This window comes from Ruminococcus difficilis, assembly GCF_016680995.1.
The window spans coordinates 199689-214707 of the sequence record NZ_JAEQMG010000040.1; the positions used below are offsets into that span (position 1 = coordinate 199689).

Here is a 15019-nt window from a genome sequence, read left to right on the forward strand (position 1 = left end):
CTGATCACTATTCACTTACTTGAAGGGGGAAGATTCTTTGGAAAATAAAGCGGCAGTCAGCTTCCGCCATATCACCAAGGCGTTCGGCAGCAAGGTCGTTGCCAACAAGGACGTTTCGATGGATATCATGGGCGGAGAGATCCTCGCGCTGCTGGGCGAAAACGGTTCCGGTAAAACGACCCTGATGAATATGCTCTCGGGCATCTATCATCAGGATTCCGGTGAGATCTTCGTCAACGGTAAAGAGGTGCACATCAACTCGCCCAAGGACGCCTATGCCTTAGGCATCGGCATGATCCACCAGCATTTCAAGCTGGTCGACGTCTTTTCCGCCACCGAGAACGTGGCGCTGGGCATGAACAAAAAAACCACCGGCGGCACAAAAGAGATCGCGAAGGCGATCACCGAGATCTGCGATCGCTACGGCTTTGACGTAGACCCCAAGAAGAAAGTCTACAGCATGACCGTCTCTCAAAAGCAGACGCTCGAGATCGTCAAGGCGCTGTACCGCGGCGCGAACATCCTCATTCTGGATGAACCTACCGCCGTTCTCACCCCGCAGGAAACGGACAAGCTCTTTGCCGTACTGCGCAACATGAAGGCGGACGGCAAGTCCATCATCATCATCACCCATAAGCTCAACGAAGTCCTTGCGATCTCCGACCGCGTTTCCATCCTGCGCAAGGGCGAATATATCGACACCGTCAAAACGAGCGAGGCGACCGTCCAGTCGCTGACCGATATGATGGTCGGTCAGAAGGTCGAGCTGGATATCGACCGTCCCGAGGTCGAGGACAAGAAGCTGCGCCTCTCTGTCGAGCACCTGACCTGTCTTGACAAGTACGGCGTGACCGCGCTGGATGATGTCAGCCTCGAGGCGTACGGCGGCGAGATCCTCGGTATCGCGGGTATCTCCGGCTCCGGACAAAAACAGCTCCTTGAAGCGATCGCCGGCTTACAGGCGGCACAGGACGGCGGCTCCATCACCTATATCGATCCCGCAACCGGCAAGGAAGTGGAGCTCGTCGGCAAATCCGTTTCCGATATCAAGAAGCTGGGCGTAGCGCTCTCCTTCGTGCCCGAGGATCGACTCGGTATGGGTCTGGTCGGCGCGATGGGCATGTCCGATAACATGATGCTGCGCTCCTATGAAAAGGGCGTCGGACCCTTCACCGACCGCAAGTCCCCGCGCGATCTGGCGAACAAGGTCAAGGATGAGCTCGAGGTCGTCACTCCCGGCATCTCCACTCCCGTCAGCAAGCTTTCCGGCGGTAACGTACAGAAGGTACTGGTCGGCAGAGAGATCGCGTCCGATCCTACGGTGCTGATGGCGGCGTACGCGGTGCGCGGTCTGGATATCAACACATCCTATACCATCTACCGACTGCTCAATGAGCAAAAGAAAAAGGGCGTCGCCGTCATCTATGTCGGCGAGGATCTCGACGTACTGCTGGCGCTGTGCGACCGTATCGCGGTACTGTGCGGCGGCAAGCTTAACGGCGTCGTCGACGGCAGGACCGCCACCAAGGAAGAGGTCGGTCTGCTGATGACCAATCTGAATACAGAAGAAAAGGAGGGTGAGAAGGATGACAACAACGAAAGCAGTCACTAAGGAAGCGAGCTCCCGCGAGAAGCCGTTCCATATCGTGAAGCGCACGGATATGCCGAAATGGAAGTCATGGCTGATCCGTATCCTGTCCGTTCTCGCCTCACTGATCGTTTGCGCAATCATCATCGTCGCGGTAACAGGCGATAATCCTCTTGCGATCTACGGCACCATGGTCAAGGGCGCTGTCGGCTCCGCACGCCGTGTGTGGGTGCTGCTGCAGGAGGTCGCGATGCTTTTGTGCGTATCGCTCGCCGTGACGCCCGCGTTCAAGATGCGATTCTGGAACATCGGCGCCGAGGGTCAGGTGCTGATGGGCGGTCTGGGCGCGACAGCTGTCATGCTGCTGCTCGGCCACAAGCTCCCCGCACCCGTGGTACTGCCGCTGGTCATCGTCGTCAGCATCCTCTGCGGCGCGATCTGGGGCGTGATCCCCGCGGTGTTCAAGGCGTTCTGGAACACCAACGAGACCCTCTTCACCCTGATGATGAACTACATCGCGATCCAGATCGTCTCCTACTTCACCTATATCTGGTCGTCCAACAAGGGCAACAACGTTATCAATACCATCAATACCGATAACCATGCCGGCTGGCTGAACCTGCCTTCGTCGATCGACAAATACGGTTATCTGCTCAATATCATCATCGTCGCCGTGCTGACCGTGCTGATGTACTTCTACCTCAACCGCTCCAAGCAGGGCTATGAGATCTCCGTCGTCGGCGAGAGCATCAACACCGCTCGCTATGCCGGTATCAACGTCAAGAAGGTCATCATCCGCACCATGCTGATCTCCGGCGCGTTATGCGGCGTCGCGGGTATGCTGCTGGTATCCGGTACCGACCATACCATCACCCCCAACACTGCCGCGGGCAGAGGCTTTACCGCGATCATGGTATCCTGGCTCGCCAAGTTCAACCCGTTGTTCATGGTACTGACCTCACTGCTGCTCGTGTTCATGGAGCTGGGCGCGAAAGAGATCTCCACCGTATTCGGACTCAACACCTCTTTCTCGGAGATCATCGCCGGTATCATCATCTTCTTCATCATCGGTTCCGAGTTCTTTATCAATTACAGTATCAAGAGAACACACGCGAAGGAGGTTGAGAGCAAATGATCGTAGCCTTTATCCATCGCGCGGTGATGCAGGGCATCCCGCTGTTGTTCGGCGCTACCGGTGAGATCGTCACCGAGAAGAGCGGTAACCTCAACCTCGGTATCCCCGGCGTGATGTACGTCGGCGGTATCTCCGGCGTTATCGGCGCCTTTATGTATGAAAATTCCCTGCCCGACAAGGACATGGCGAATCCCTTCTTAGCGATCATGATCCCGCTGCTGTGCAGTCTGATCGGCTCGCTGATCATGGGTCTGATCTACTCCTTCCTGACCACCACCCTGCGCGCCAACCAGAACGTGACCGGTCTCGCCATCACCACCTTCGGCGTAGGTCTGGGCAACTTCTTCGGCGGCTCGCTGATCAAGATCGTCGGCGCTGACGTGCCGTCCATCACCCTGAGCACCACCTCAAAATTCTTCTCAGCCCACCTGCCCGTTGCGGACAGCTTAGGCTGGTTCGGCGAGATATTCCTCAGCTACGGCTTCCTCGCGTATCTCGCGGTGATCCTCGCGATCGTGACCTCGCTGTTCCTGAAAAAGACGCGTGCCGGTCTGAACCTGCGCGCTGTCGGTGAGAATCCGGCTACCGCGGACGCGGCGGGCGTCAACGTCACTCGCTATAAGTATTTCGCCACCTGCATCGGCAGTATGATCGCGGGTCTGGGCGGACTGTACTACGTCATGGATTATGTCAGCGGCGTTTGGTCGAACGACGGCTTCGGTGACCGCGGATGGCTGGCGATCGCGCTGGTTATCTTCACCGTCTGGAAGCCGAATTTCGCCATCATCGGCTCCATCCTGTTCGGCGGACTGTACATCATCCACAACTACCTCAACCAGTTCTTCCCGTTCATCCCCGTGGACATGAGCACCCAGGAGCTGATCAAAATGGCTCCCTACCTTGTCACCGTACTGGTGCTGATCGTCAACTCCATGCGCAACAAGCGTGAGAATCAGCCGCCCGAGGCATTGGGACTCTCCTACTTCCGAGAAGACCGCTAAGCGGCGCGCCGCTTTATTCAAAATAGTCATTGCGAGGGGGGACACACGTGTCTTGGTTCCGCCTTTTGCAACCTCTTGATCGTGCGGATACCGCCCATCAACGGCGGGTCGGAACGGCATATTCCGATATCGTCTTTCACATCGTCTGATAGTGCGGAAACCACCACCAACGGGGGGTCGGAACGGCATATTCCCATATCGTTTGGAAAGTTTCTGCTACGGCGGGTCGGAAGTAGAAAAATACTGAAACAAATAATCCATTAACAAGGGAGGGTGTAATTACGCACCCTCCTTTCAGTTTACTAAAAAGCCTTCCCCTCGGGGGGAAGGTGGCTCGGCGTATGCCGAGTCGGATGAGGGGCTTACTTTTCCGGAAGATCATCTTAACAAAGAGTGTAATGCGCTTCCTTGTTTATCGGTAAACGCACAGCCTCACCGAGTCCGCTATCAATAGGAAGAGTTGTCCCCTCATCCGTCACCTTTGGTGACACCTTCTCCTCGCCGGAAGCGGCTCCCCCCTTTTCCGCTTTGCGGACATTCCCCCAACGGGGGCACCCCAAGGGGAAGGCATATAAAAATCAAAACACGCAGTGTTTCCCGAAATTATTCATTCTTCAGTCTTCAGTTCTCGTTACCCCCCGAGGAGAAGGCTTCTCCTCATTTCTACACCCTGACCACTAATCACTAACCACTAACCACTAACCACTACCTTCCTCAACTCTTGATTTTTCCTCGAAATTATATTATGATAGAATCAACATAGAAAGGAGAGTACGATTATGATGTTTCCCAAAGCCAGAAAAGGCGTGACAAAAATCTTTATCGCGGAGCTTTTTACCCTGATCGCCGGCGTGATCGGCGGTATTCTGTACGTGATCGTCACACAGGCGGGCGGTATCGACAATTTCAGCTTTGAAGGCAATAACTCGTCCTCACAGATCGTTCTGATTTGCTTCATCGTGGCGGCGGCACTGCTGCTGCTCTCGGGTCTGCTCAAGATCATCGGCTATATCCAGGCGGCAGGTGATGAAGAATACTTCACCCGCGCCATCATCTACGCGGTCATCGGGGTCGTCCTCTATGTGATCGCCGGCTTTTTACAGAACCAGACGAGCGTCGTGATGGAATGGATCTACACCATCGTGATCGCCATATCGGAGCTGATGCAGCTGCTCGTGATGACGTCCACGATCAACGGACTGTGCGAGCTGTCCTATCGTTGCCGCAGAGATGACCTCGAATCCCGCGGCAGCACCATCAACAAGATCATCGGCACCGTATTCAGCCTGAACATCGCGCTGGTCATCGGCGGCAGAGTGCTCAGACTGTTCGTCAGCGAGAACATCGTCAATACGATCACTATGATCGTCGCCATCATCATCGTGATCCTGACCGTCATTGCCTATATCCTCTATCTGGGTTATCTCGGCAAGGTCAGCTCCATGCTCAGAAGAAACTGATCACTTGATAACGAATCGTAAGCCCTGTACGCAACCATGCGTATGGGGCTTTTGTGATGTCGCGGTGTTTTTCATAGCCTTCCCCTCGGGTAAACGACGAATCAATCGATATACAATAACGGAGTCATTGCGAAGCCCATTAACCGGGGTTCCCGACACGCGTGCCGCTCGCTCCCTCGGAATGACAATACTTAGGTTTTTATGTTGATAACCATGTGGAAAACATGTTGATTTGTTGAGAAACAAACGGTTTTGTATTCTTCTTAGCTTTCTCATTTCATTTCATTATCATTTTCTTTTTCTTTATTCTTTTTCTTTTCTTTCTCTTAGGTTATTTTGCTTAACAAAAAAACCAATTGCTTATTTTGTTAACATTTGTTGACACTTGTTGGTTTTGTTGACAGTTGTTGATGACATGAAAAAGCCCCTGCAAACGCTTTTGCGGATGCAGGGGTGTTTCATATTGAATGATTCTCGGTATCGCGACACCTTTTACTGTACGCTGAACAGAAGTTGACCGTAGCTCGGATAGGGCCAGTGCTTGCTGTCGGTACACATCTCCATCTCGTCGGAGATCGCGCGCAGCTCGGACATGGTCGAGAGCATCTCGTTACAGCAGTATTCGGCGTGGCTCTGGATATTCTTGCGGTAGGCGATGGAGCCGCCGACCTTGGAATCCAGCTCGTCGATCTTGTCGCTGAACTGTGACAGCAGATCGCTCAGCTTCGACAGCAGCTTGACCTCGGCGTCCACACGGATATCGTCGGACACCGCGCGCTTTCCGCGGATGGTCTCGGCGAGCTCGCCGGTAAAGGCGGATACGGCGGGGAAGATGTCCTTCTTCGCCATATCGAGCATCGTCAGCGCCTCGAGGTCGATGATCTTGATGTAGTTTTCGAGCAGGATCTCCTGACGCGCCTTGACCTCGGTCTCATTGAAGATGCTGTTGCGCTTGAAGAGGTCGAGGTTCTTCTTGAGGGTATATTTTTTCAGCGCCTCGGGGGTCGATGTCAGGTTGAGCAGACCGCGCTGTTCCGCCTCGGTGACCCACTCGTCGGTGTAGCCGTCGCCGTTGAAGATGATGCGGCGGTGTTTTTTGAGGTTCTTGCGGATCAGGCGGCGTACCGCGGCGTCAAAGTCAGCCGCGTTCTCCAGCTCGTCGGAGAAGCTCGACAGCACATCCGCGACCATCGTGTTGAGCATGATGTTGGGGCAGGAGATGTTCAGCGCCGAACCTAAGGAGCGGAACTCGAACTTGTTGCCCGTAAACGCGAAGGGCGAGGTGCGGTTGCGGTCGGTGGTATCCTTGCGGATCTCGGGCAGCGTCTCGGCGCCCGTATTCATGACGACCTTGCCCTGACTCTCGTACTCCTCGCGGTTGATGATCGCCTCGACAATCGCTTCCAGGTCGTCGCCTAAGAACATCGAGATGATGAACGGCGGCGCCTCGTCACCGCCCATGCGGTGATCGTTGCCTGCGGTCGCGACAGACAGGCGCAGCAGATCCTGATATTCATCCACCGCGGTGATGACGGCGGTCAAAAACAGCAGGAACTGGGTGTTTTCCTCGGGCTTTTTGCCGGGCTTGAGAAGATTCTCGCCCGTGTTGGTGGATAGCGACCAGTTGTTATGCTTACCGGAGCCGTTCACGCCCTTGAAGGGCTTTTCATGCAGCAGGCAGACCATGCCGTGCTTTCTGGCGATGCGCTTCATCAGCTCCATCGTGAGCTGGTTGTGATCGGCGGCGATATTGACGGTAGTGAAGATCGGCGCCAGCTCATGCTGTGCCGGAGCGACCTCGTTATGCTCGGTCTTGGCGTAGATGCCCAGCTTCCACAGCTCCTCATCCAGCTCCGCCATAAACGCCTTGACGCGCTGTTTGATCGCGCCGAAGTAGTGGTCGTCGAGCTGCTGACCCTTGGGCGAACGCGCGCCGAAGAGGGTGCGGCCGGTATATTTCAGATCCTTGCGGCGTTCGTAAACGTCCTTGTCGATCAAAAAGTACTCCTGCTCGGGGCCGACGGTCGCGTCCACGCGGGTGACGTCGGTCTTGCCGAAGAGGTGCAGGATGCGCACGCTCTCGTGATTGATGCGGTTCATCGAACGCAGCAGGGGCGTCTTTTTGTCCAGCACGTCGCCGGTATAGGACATGAACGCAGTGGGGATGCACAGGGTATTATCCTTAACGAACGCGGGCGAGGTGGGATCCCATGTGGTATAGCCGCGCGCTTCAAAGGTGGCGCGGATACCGCCGGAGGGGAAGGAGGACGCGTCGGGCTCTCCCTTGATCAGCTCCTTGCCCGAGAACTCCATGATGACATGGCCGTCCGCGTGAGGGGAGATGAAGCTGTCGTGCTTTTCGGCGGTGATGCCGGTCATCGGCTGGAACCAGTGGGTGTAGTGGGTACAGCCCTTCTCGATCGCCCATTCCTTCATCGCGTCGGCAACGTCGTTGGCGACCTTGATATCGAGCGGCGTACCGTTCTCGATGCTCTCGCGGTAGGAGTCATAGACCTCCTGCGTCAGCCGCACGCGCATCTTTTCGTCATTGAATACATTTGAGGCAAAAATGCCGGGTACATCTATCATCAAATAACCTCCCATGGCAACAGGAAATTGATACAGCCTCCCTTTCCTAAGGGAGGTGCCCCTGACGCGAGCGTCAAGGGGCGGAGGGTTGTCGTTTGATCGAAAGCGTTTTTGGCAACCCCCAGTCACCGTGACATAAATGTCCGGTGACAGCCCCCTTAGGAAAGGGAGCCTATTTACTAAAGTATATTCGATTCCGTCGCCCGTGTCAACTAAAACCACGCAGTTTCATTTAAATGTCATTGCGAAGGACGCATTAAGCTAAGGTTGAGATTGCCGCGTCGGAATGAGATTCCTCCTCGCAATGACGATCAATATGCGTCCTGTGGTAATCTCAACCGAATAGCTTTGTTGACTTTGCGCACAAATCTCTGTATAATTGACCCGAAAGGGTGATTTTTATGAAAAAACTGCGTTTTACCAAGATGCACGGCATCTCGAACGACTATGTATATATCAGCACATTTGACCAGCCCGAGGAGGATTGGGAGCAGCTCGCGATCCGTCTGAGCGACCGCCGCACCGGTATCGGCGGCGACGGCATCATCCTCGTGTGTCCGTCCGATGTCGCCGACGCGAAGATGCGGATCTTCAACGCCGACGGCAGTGAGGGCAAGATGTGCGGCAACGGCATCCGCTGTGTCGGCAAGTTCGTCTATGACAAGGGACTTGTCCCCGCTGAGAAAACCACCATCACCATCGATACGCTCAGCGGCATCAAAACACTGGAGCTGACCGTAAAGGACGGCAAGGTGCAGTCCGCCCGCGTCGATATGGAGGCGGCGATCCTGCGCCCCGCCGATATCCCCGTCCGATACGACGGCGACAGGATGATCGACGCGCCTTTAGAGGTAGACGGCAGGATATGGAACGTCACCGCTGTTTCGATGGGCAACCCGCACTGTGTGACCTTCGTGGACGATGTGGACAGCCTCGACCTCGAGAAGATCGGCCCGCATTTTGAGAACCACCCCATTTTCCCCGAGAGGGTGAATACGGAGTTCGTCAAGGTCATCGACGACCATACCCTGCAGATGCGCGTATGGGAGCGCGGTTCGGGCGAGACTTGGGCTTGCGGCACCGGCGCCTGCGCGACCGCCGTAGCGGCGTGCCTGAACGGTTACTGCAAAAAGGGCGACGATATCACCGTGCACCTGCGCGGCGGCGATCTGGTCATCCGCTATACCGACGATACCGTCATCATGACCGGCCCTGCGTCCACCGTTTTTGAGGGTACTGTCGAAATATAACTGTATGGTACGGAGGACATGTGCGCCCTATCGATCGTCATTGCGAACCCCATGACACGCGTGTCGGGGGGTGTGGCAATCTCAACCTTATAACAATGAGGAGTGAGGAATGAGGAGTTGATCTCACCGTCCTCACTTTCCTTTTGCCTAAAAAGTTTTCCTCATACTATGCCTGTTCCGTCAAGATGATGAAAGTATCGGGAAGACTTGACTTTATCATGATAAAGTGATAAACTGACTTTAAAAATGAGGAGTTAGGAGTTGTGGGAAGCACTTCGTGCTTTGGATTCCTAAAAGATGGTCAAAAGCGTTGCTGATCCATTTACAAATGGGTGTGGGCATTGCCCACCATTCACTCCTAACTCCTAACTCCTCATTCCTAACTGACAAAAGAGGTATATTATGAACCATTCTCCGTCTGCCGACAGGCTCTTTGAGGCGATCTTGAGCCTGAAAGATATCGACGAATGTTACAATTTTTTTGAAGATCTCTGCACGATCACCGAGCTGCGCGATATGTGTCAGCGGCTCGATACCGCCTTTCTGATCGATGAGGGCGTCAGCTACCAGAAGATCAGCGAGCAGATCGGCGTATCCACCGCCACCATCAGCCGCGTGAGCCGTTGCCTCAACTACGGCGCGGGCGGTTATCGCTCCGTGATCGACCGAATGAAGGAGGGAGAAGAATGAATATCAACGACAGCGTACTCAGCTACGCCGAACGCCTGAACTTCTCGCTCAGAGAATTGTACAGTCAAAACGGCTATCAGCCTTATCGCATGAGCAAATTCGAGGATTATGACCTCTACAGCCGCAATATGGACTTTTTGGTGTCCGACCGCGTCATCACCTTTACCGATCTCAGCGGCAAGCTCAAAGCGCTCAAGCCCGATGTGACCCTCTCCATCATCAAGAACCATACCGATGACGCGACCCGCAAGCTTTATTATAACGAGAACGTGTACCGCGTCAGCAAGGGCGCGGACGGCTATAAGGAGATCATGCAGGCGGGTGTGGAGTGTATCGGCGACGTCGACAACGCCCTTGTCGGCGAGAGCTTGATGCTCGCCGCAAAGAGCCTTGAGCTGATCGGTGGGAACTTTGTCCTCGATGTGTCCGACCTCGACATCCTCAACGCCGCGGCGGAACAAGTCACCGACAGCAAGCCCCTGCAGGATGAGCTGGTCAAGTGCGTGAGCGAAAAGAACGCCCACGGCATCCTCTCACTGTGCGAGAACAACGGCATTGATCCCGCTGCCGCCGACAGCCTGATCGCGCTGCTGACGATGTGCGGCGCTCCCGACAGGGTGCTCCCGAAGCTGAGCGACCTGTGCGAATCTCTCGATTGCCGTGACGCGTATGAAGAACTCAGCGAAGCGCTGTCCGTGTTCCAAGATACGCCGCTGCTCTCCAGGATTCAGATCGACTTTTCGGTCGTGGGAGATCGCAGTTATTATAACGGCGTGATCTTCAAGGGCTTTTTGAGCGGCGTGCCCGACAGCGTGCTTTCGGGCGGCAGATACGATAAGCTCCTGCGCCGCATGAAGCGCAGCGCCAAGGCGGTCGGCTTTGCCGTCTATCTCGATAAGCTCGAGCGTGTCGACGAGACGACCGCGGTCGATGTTCCTGTGGATTCTATGCTGAACGTCGCGCTGCCCAAGGGCAGACTCGGCGAAAAGGTCTACGCGATGTTTGAGGCGGCGGGATTCCCCTGTCCGTCCATCAAGGAAAATAACCGTAAGCTGATTTTTGAGAATCCCGAGGCGGGTGTGCGCTATTTCTGGGTCAAGCCCAGCGACGTGGCGATCTACGTCGAGCGCGGCGCCGCGGATATCGGCGTTGCGGGCAAGGATATTCTGCTCGAATATGAGCCGGAGGTTTATGAGCTGCTCGATCTCGGGTTCGGCAAGTGCCGCATGGCGGTCGCCGCGCCCAAGGGCTTTGAGGATGACAGGCGCCGTACCCTGCGTGTGGCGACCAAGTTCTCGAAGATCGCCGCGGATCACTACGCGCAGAAGGGCAGAGATATCGATATCGTCCACCTCAACGGCTCCATCGAGATCGCGCCCATCTTAGGGCTGACTGACGTTATCGTCGACATCGTCGAGACTGGCACCACCCTCAGGGAGAATAACCTCGAGGTGGTCAAGAACATCGTGCCGATCTCCGCGCGCCTGATCGCGAACAAGAGCAGTTATAAGTTCAAGGGCGATAATATCACCAAGATCGCGCATGAACTGAAGACCCAGATAGAGGTAATGTAGGGACGAGCATTGCTCGTCCGCAGAATGACGGGCATTGCAGGTCGCTGATACGTCAGATAGAAGTATAACACGGCTGCACGCGGACGACCACTGGTCGTCCCTACGGCAAAACAGGAGAATAATCATGATCAAAATACTAAACTACAACGAACTGTCCTATGATGAGATCTTCGCTCGCTTTGAGCCGACCTCATCCGTGGAGGACGTCGTTTCCGATATCATCAAGACCGTCAGAGCGAACGGCGACAAGGCGCTCTTTGACTACACCGCGCGCTTTGACAAGGCACAGCTGACCGCCCTGCAGGTGACGAAGGAAGAGATCGAAGAAGCCGGCTCCATCGTTGAGCCGAAATTCATCGACATCCTCGAGCGCGCCGCGAAGAACATCCGCAAGTTCCATGAGGCGCAAAAGCGTCAGAGCCTCATCATCAACGATGAGGACGGCATCGTCACGGGGCAGAAGATCATCCCGGTCGACCGCGCGGGACTCTATGTGCCCGGCGGTACGGCGGCATATCCCTCCACCGTGTTGATGGACGCGATCCCTGCCAAGATCGCGGGCGTCAAAGAGGTCGTGATGGTCACACCGCCCTCTGCCGACGGAAAGGTGAATCCCGCCATCTTAGCGGCGGCGTCTGTCGCGGGCATCGACAAGATCTTTAAGGTCGGCGGCGCACAGGCGATCGCCGCGCTCGCCTACGGTACCGAGAGCGTTCCCAAGGTGGACAAGATCGTCGGTCCCGGAAACGCATTTGTCGCAGAGGCGAAGAAGCAGGTTTTCGGCACGGTCTCCATCGATATGATCGCGGGTCCGAGCGAGATCCTGGTCGTCGCGGATGAAAAATCCAATCCCCGCTATGTCGCGGCTGATCTGCTCAGTCAGGCGGAGCATGATAAGAACGCCTCCGCGGTGCTGGTCACCGACAGTATGGCACTGGCACAGGCGGTATCCGAAGAACTTGAAAAGCAGATCCCCCTGCTCGACCGCGCCGAGATCGCGCGCGCGTCCATCGACAACAACGGCAAGATCATTGTCGCCGATAATCTCAACGTCGTCGTCGACATCGCCAACGAGATCGCGCCCGAGCATCTCGAATTGTGTGTGGACAACCCCTTTGACTGGCTGGATAAGATCCGCCACGCGGGCTCCATCTTCATGGGACGCAACTGTCCCGAGGCGCTCGGTGATTACTTCGCGGGTCCCAACCACACCCTGCCCACTTCCGGCACGGCGAAGTTCTCCAGCCCCCTGAGTGTCGATGATTTTGTCAAAAAGACCCAGTATACCTACTACACCGCCGACGCCTTGAAGCGTGTTGCCGAGGACGTCGCCTTCTTCGCGAGAAAAGAGGGGCTCACCGGTCACGCCAAGTCCGCGGTGATCCGAACCCGTCCGGAGGATGAGGCATGAGCCGATTTTTCAGTCAGAAATACAATCATTTAGAGGCATATACCCCGGGTGAACAGCCCAAGGATATGCAATATGTCAAGCTCAATACCAACGAAAGCCCCTTCCCGCCGTCCGAAAAGGCGCTCAAATACGCGGCACAGGCGGCAGAGCGGTTACAGCTCTACTGCGACCCCGACTGCACCGTGCTCACGCGTGAATTCTGCAAGCTCTACGGGCTCGAGAAGGATGAGGTGCTCTTCACCAACGGCTCGGATGACGCGCTGAACTTCGCGTTCATGGCGTTCTGCGACGACGATCATCCCGCCGCCTTTCCCGATATCACCTACGGCTTTTATCCGGTGTTTGCGGCGCTCAATCGCGTGCCCTATACCGAGATCCCGCTGAAAGAGGATTTCACCATCAATGTGGACGATTACTGCGGTATCAACAAGACCGTCTTTATCGCCAATCCCAACGCGCCCACGGGCATCCCGCTGAGCCTGTCGGATATTGAGAAGATTCTCAAAACCAATCCCGACAATGTGGTGATCGTGGATGAAGCGTATGTGGATTTCGGCACGGACAGCGCTGTCGGCTTGATCCATACCTATGACAATCTGCTGGTCACCCAGACCTTTTCCAAGTCGCGGTCGCTTGCGGGCGGTCGACTGGGGATGGCGATGGGTAACCGCTCGCTGATACAGGATCTGAACACCATCAAATATTCCACCAACCCCTACAACGTCAACAGCATGACCCAGGCGGCAGGCGTGGGCACGATCCTCGATGATGACTACGCAAAGAAGAATTGCGCCACTATCGCCGAGAACCGCGCTTATCTCACCGCCGAGCTGGAAAAGCTGGGCTTTGTTCATACACCGTCGACGGCGAATTTTGTCTTTGCCAAGCACCCTGAGCTTGACGGCGGAGGGCTTTATGCCGCGCTCAAGGAACGCGGTGTGCTGATCCGCCACTTCACCAAGGAGCGCATCAAGGACTATAATCGCATCACCGTCGGCACCAAGGAGCAGATCGATATCCTGCTCAAAACCATCAGAGAGATCATGGAGGAAACCGCATGAGAATCGCTCAGATCACACGCACCACCAAAGAAACGGATATTCGCCTCACCCTGAACCTCGACGGCACAGGCAAAAGCGAGATACACAGCGGCGTCGGATTCCTCGACCATATGCTGACCCTGTTCGCGAAGCATGGCCGCTTTGATCTGGATCTGACCTGCAACGGCGACACCGAGGTCGACGACCACCACAGCGTGGAGGATATCGGTATCGCGCTGGGTCAGGCGTTTGAACAGGCATTGGGCGACAAGCGCGGCATCGTCCGTTACGGCAGCTTTATCCTGCCGATGGATGAAACGCTCATTCTGTCCGCCGTGGATATCTCCGGCAGGAGCTATCTCAATTATGATCTGCATATCCCCACCCAGAAGGTCGGGACATTCGATACGGAGCTGACGGAGGAATTCTTCCTCGGCTTTGTCCGCAACGCGAACCTCACCCTGCACCTCAAACAACTCGAGGGCAAAAACAGCCATCACATCATCGAGGGCACCTTCAAATCCTTCGGCAGGACGATGAAGCAGGCTGTCGCGATCGATGAAAACTTCCGCGACGAGATCCCGTCCACCAAGGGGGTGCTGTGATGATCGCGATCATCGACTACGGCGTCGGCAACCTGTTCTCCCTGCAATCGTCCTTCGCCGCGATAGGAGAAGAAGCGGTCGTCACCTCGGATGAAGCTGTCATTTCTCAGGCGGATCGTCTGATCCTACCGGGCGTCGGCGCGTTTGAGGACGCGGCGCAGAAGCTGCGTTCCTCCGGCATGGCGGACGTCATCAAGCGTGAAACCGCCGCGGGCAAGCCGCTGATGGGCATTTGCCTCGGTATGCAGCTGTTGTTTGACAAGAGCTATGAGTACGGAGAGCATGAGGGACTCGGGCTGATACGCGGCAATGTGCGCCCGATCGCCGAGGTGATCGACAAGGATCTCAAGATCCCGCACATCGGCTGGAACCGCCTGATCGTCAAGAAACCCAGCCCGCTGTTCCAATACCTGAACGACGGCGACTGTGTGTATTTTGTCCATTCCTACTACGCCGCTGACTGCGACGACAGCGTGACCGCGGTCGCGGAGTACAGCGCGGAGCTGACCGCCTCGGTGGAAAAGGGCAATGTCTTCGGATGCCAGTTCCACCCCGAAAAGAGCGGTGATGTGGGATTGAAGATATTGAAAGCGTTTTGTGAACTTTAGGCTCCCTTTGGTAAAGGGAGCTGTCACCGAACGGTGACTGAGGGATTGCATAAATGATCGAGCGTCAG

At 55.7% G+C, this 15019-nt stretch carries 12 protein-coding genes; 11 read left to right on the forward strand and 1 reads right to left on the reverse strand.

All coding sequences use genetic code 11. The annotated features are described in order from the left end of the window. Positions 1-37 precede the first annotated feature (37 nt). The 4 genes from JKK62_RS03325 (at position 38) to JKK62_RS03340 (ending at position 5184) form a co-directional block, all read left to right on the forward strand. A complete protein-coding gene (locus JKK62_RS03325) occupies positions 38-1612 on the forward strand; it encodes an ABC transporter ATP-binding protein (protein WP_201426984.1) in 1575 nt (524 codons plus the stop codon). Then, complete coding sequence (locus JKK62_RS03330) at positions 1587-2723, forward strand: ABC transporter permease (RefSeq protein WP_201426985.1); 1137 nt, start codon at positions 1587-1589, stop codon at positions 2721-2723. Before JKK62_RS03325 ends, JKK62_RS03330 begins: the two co-directional genes overlap by 26 nt. Continuing rightward, a complete protein-coding gene (locus JKK62_RS03335; RefSeq protein WP_201426986.1) occupies positions 2720-3724 on the forward strand; it encodes an ABC transporter permease in 1005 nt (334 codons plus the stop codon). Before JKK62_RS03330 ends, JKK62_RS03335 begins: the two co-directional genes overlap by 4 nt. Positions 3725-4503: 779 nt before the next feature. Beyond that, positions 4504-5184 (forward strand): hypothetical protein, encoded by a 681-nt coding sequence (locus tag JKK62_RS03340; RefSeq protein WP_201426987.1) that lies wholly within the window; start codon positions 4504-4506, stop codon positions 5182-5184. A 492-nt stretch (positions 5185-5676) separates the two neighbouring features. Here JKK62_RS03340 and JKK62_RS03345 read toward each other — a convergent pair whose 3' ends face one another. Next, on the reverse strand, positions 5677-7773 hold the full coding sequence (locus JKK62_RS03345; protein ID WP_201426988.1) for a glutamine synthetase III family protein: 2097 nt from the start codon (positions 7771-7773) through the stop codon (positions 5677-5679). 401 nt (positions 7774-8174) lie between these two features. On the opposite strand from JKK62_RS03345, the gene dapF reads away from it, so the two are divergent. The 7 genes from dapF to hisH all read left to right on the forward strand — a co-directional run bounded on the left by dapF (position 8175) and on the right by hisH (position 14951). Beyond that, positions 8175-9023: a diaminopimelate epimerase gene (dapF, locus tag JKK62_RS03350; RefSeq protein WP_201426989.1), complete on the forward strand. Its 849-nt coding sequence runs from the start codon at positions 8175-8177 to the stop codon at positions 9021-9023. 402 nt (positions 9024-9425) lie between these two features. Then, positions 9426-9713 (forward strand): YerC/YecD family TrpR-related protein, encoded by a 288-nt coding sequence (locus JKK62_RS03355; protein WP_201426990.1) that lies wholly within the window; start codon positions 9426-9428, stop codon positions 9711-9713. After that, positions 9710-11287, forward strand: a complete 1578-nt coding sequence (hisG, locus tag JKK62_RS03360) for an ATP phosphoribosyltransferase (RefSeq protein ID WP_201426991.1) — start codon at positions 9710-9712, stop codon at positions 11285-11287. The genes JKK62_RS03355 and hisG overlap by 4 nt, the downstream gene beginning before the upstream one ends. 124 nt (positions 11288-11411) lie before the next feature. After that, positions 11412-12698: a histidinol dehydrogenase gene (gene hisD, locus JKK62_RS03365; RefSeq protein ID WP_201426992.1), complete on the forward strand. Its 1287-nt coding sequence runs from the start codon at positions 11412-11414 to the stop codon at positions 12696-12698. Then, positions 12695-13759 (forward strand): histidinol-phosphate transaminase, encoded by a 1065-nt coding sequence (gene hisC, locus JKK62_RS03370; RefSeq protein WP_201426993.1) that lies wholly within the window; start codon positions 12695-12697, stop codon positions 13757-13759. The genes hisD and hisC overlap by 4 nt, the downstream gene beginning before the upstream one ends. Further along, the gene (gene hisB, locus JKK62_RS03375; RefSeq protein ID WP_201426994.1) at positions 13756-14343 is read left to right on the forward strand and encodes an imidazoleglycerol-phosphate dehydratase HisB; all 588 of its coding nucleotides are present in this window, start codon (positions 13756-13758) and stop codon (positions 14341-14343) included. Before hisC ends, hisB begins: the two co-directional genes overlap by 4 nt. Next, the gene (gene hisH / locus JKK62_RS03380; RefSeq protein WP_201426995.1) at positions 14343-14951 is read left to right on the forward strand and encodes an imidazole glycerol phosphate synthase subunit HisH; all 609 of its coding nucleotides are present in this window, start codon (positions 14343-14345) and stop codon (positions 14949-14951) included. Before hisB ends, hisH begins: the two co-directional genes overlap by 1 nt. Positions 14952-15019 lie beyond the last annotated feature (68 nt).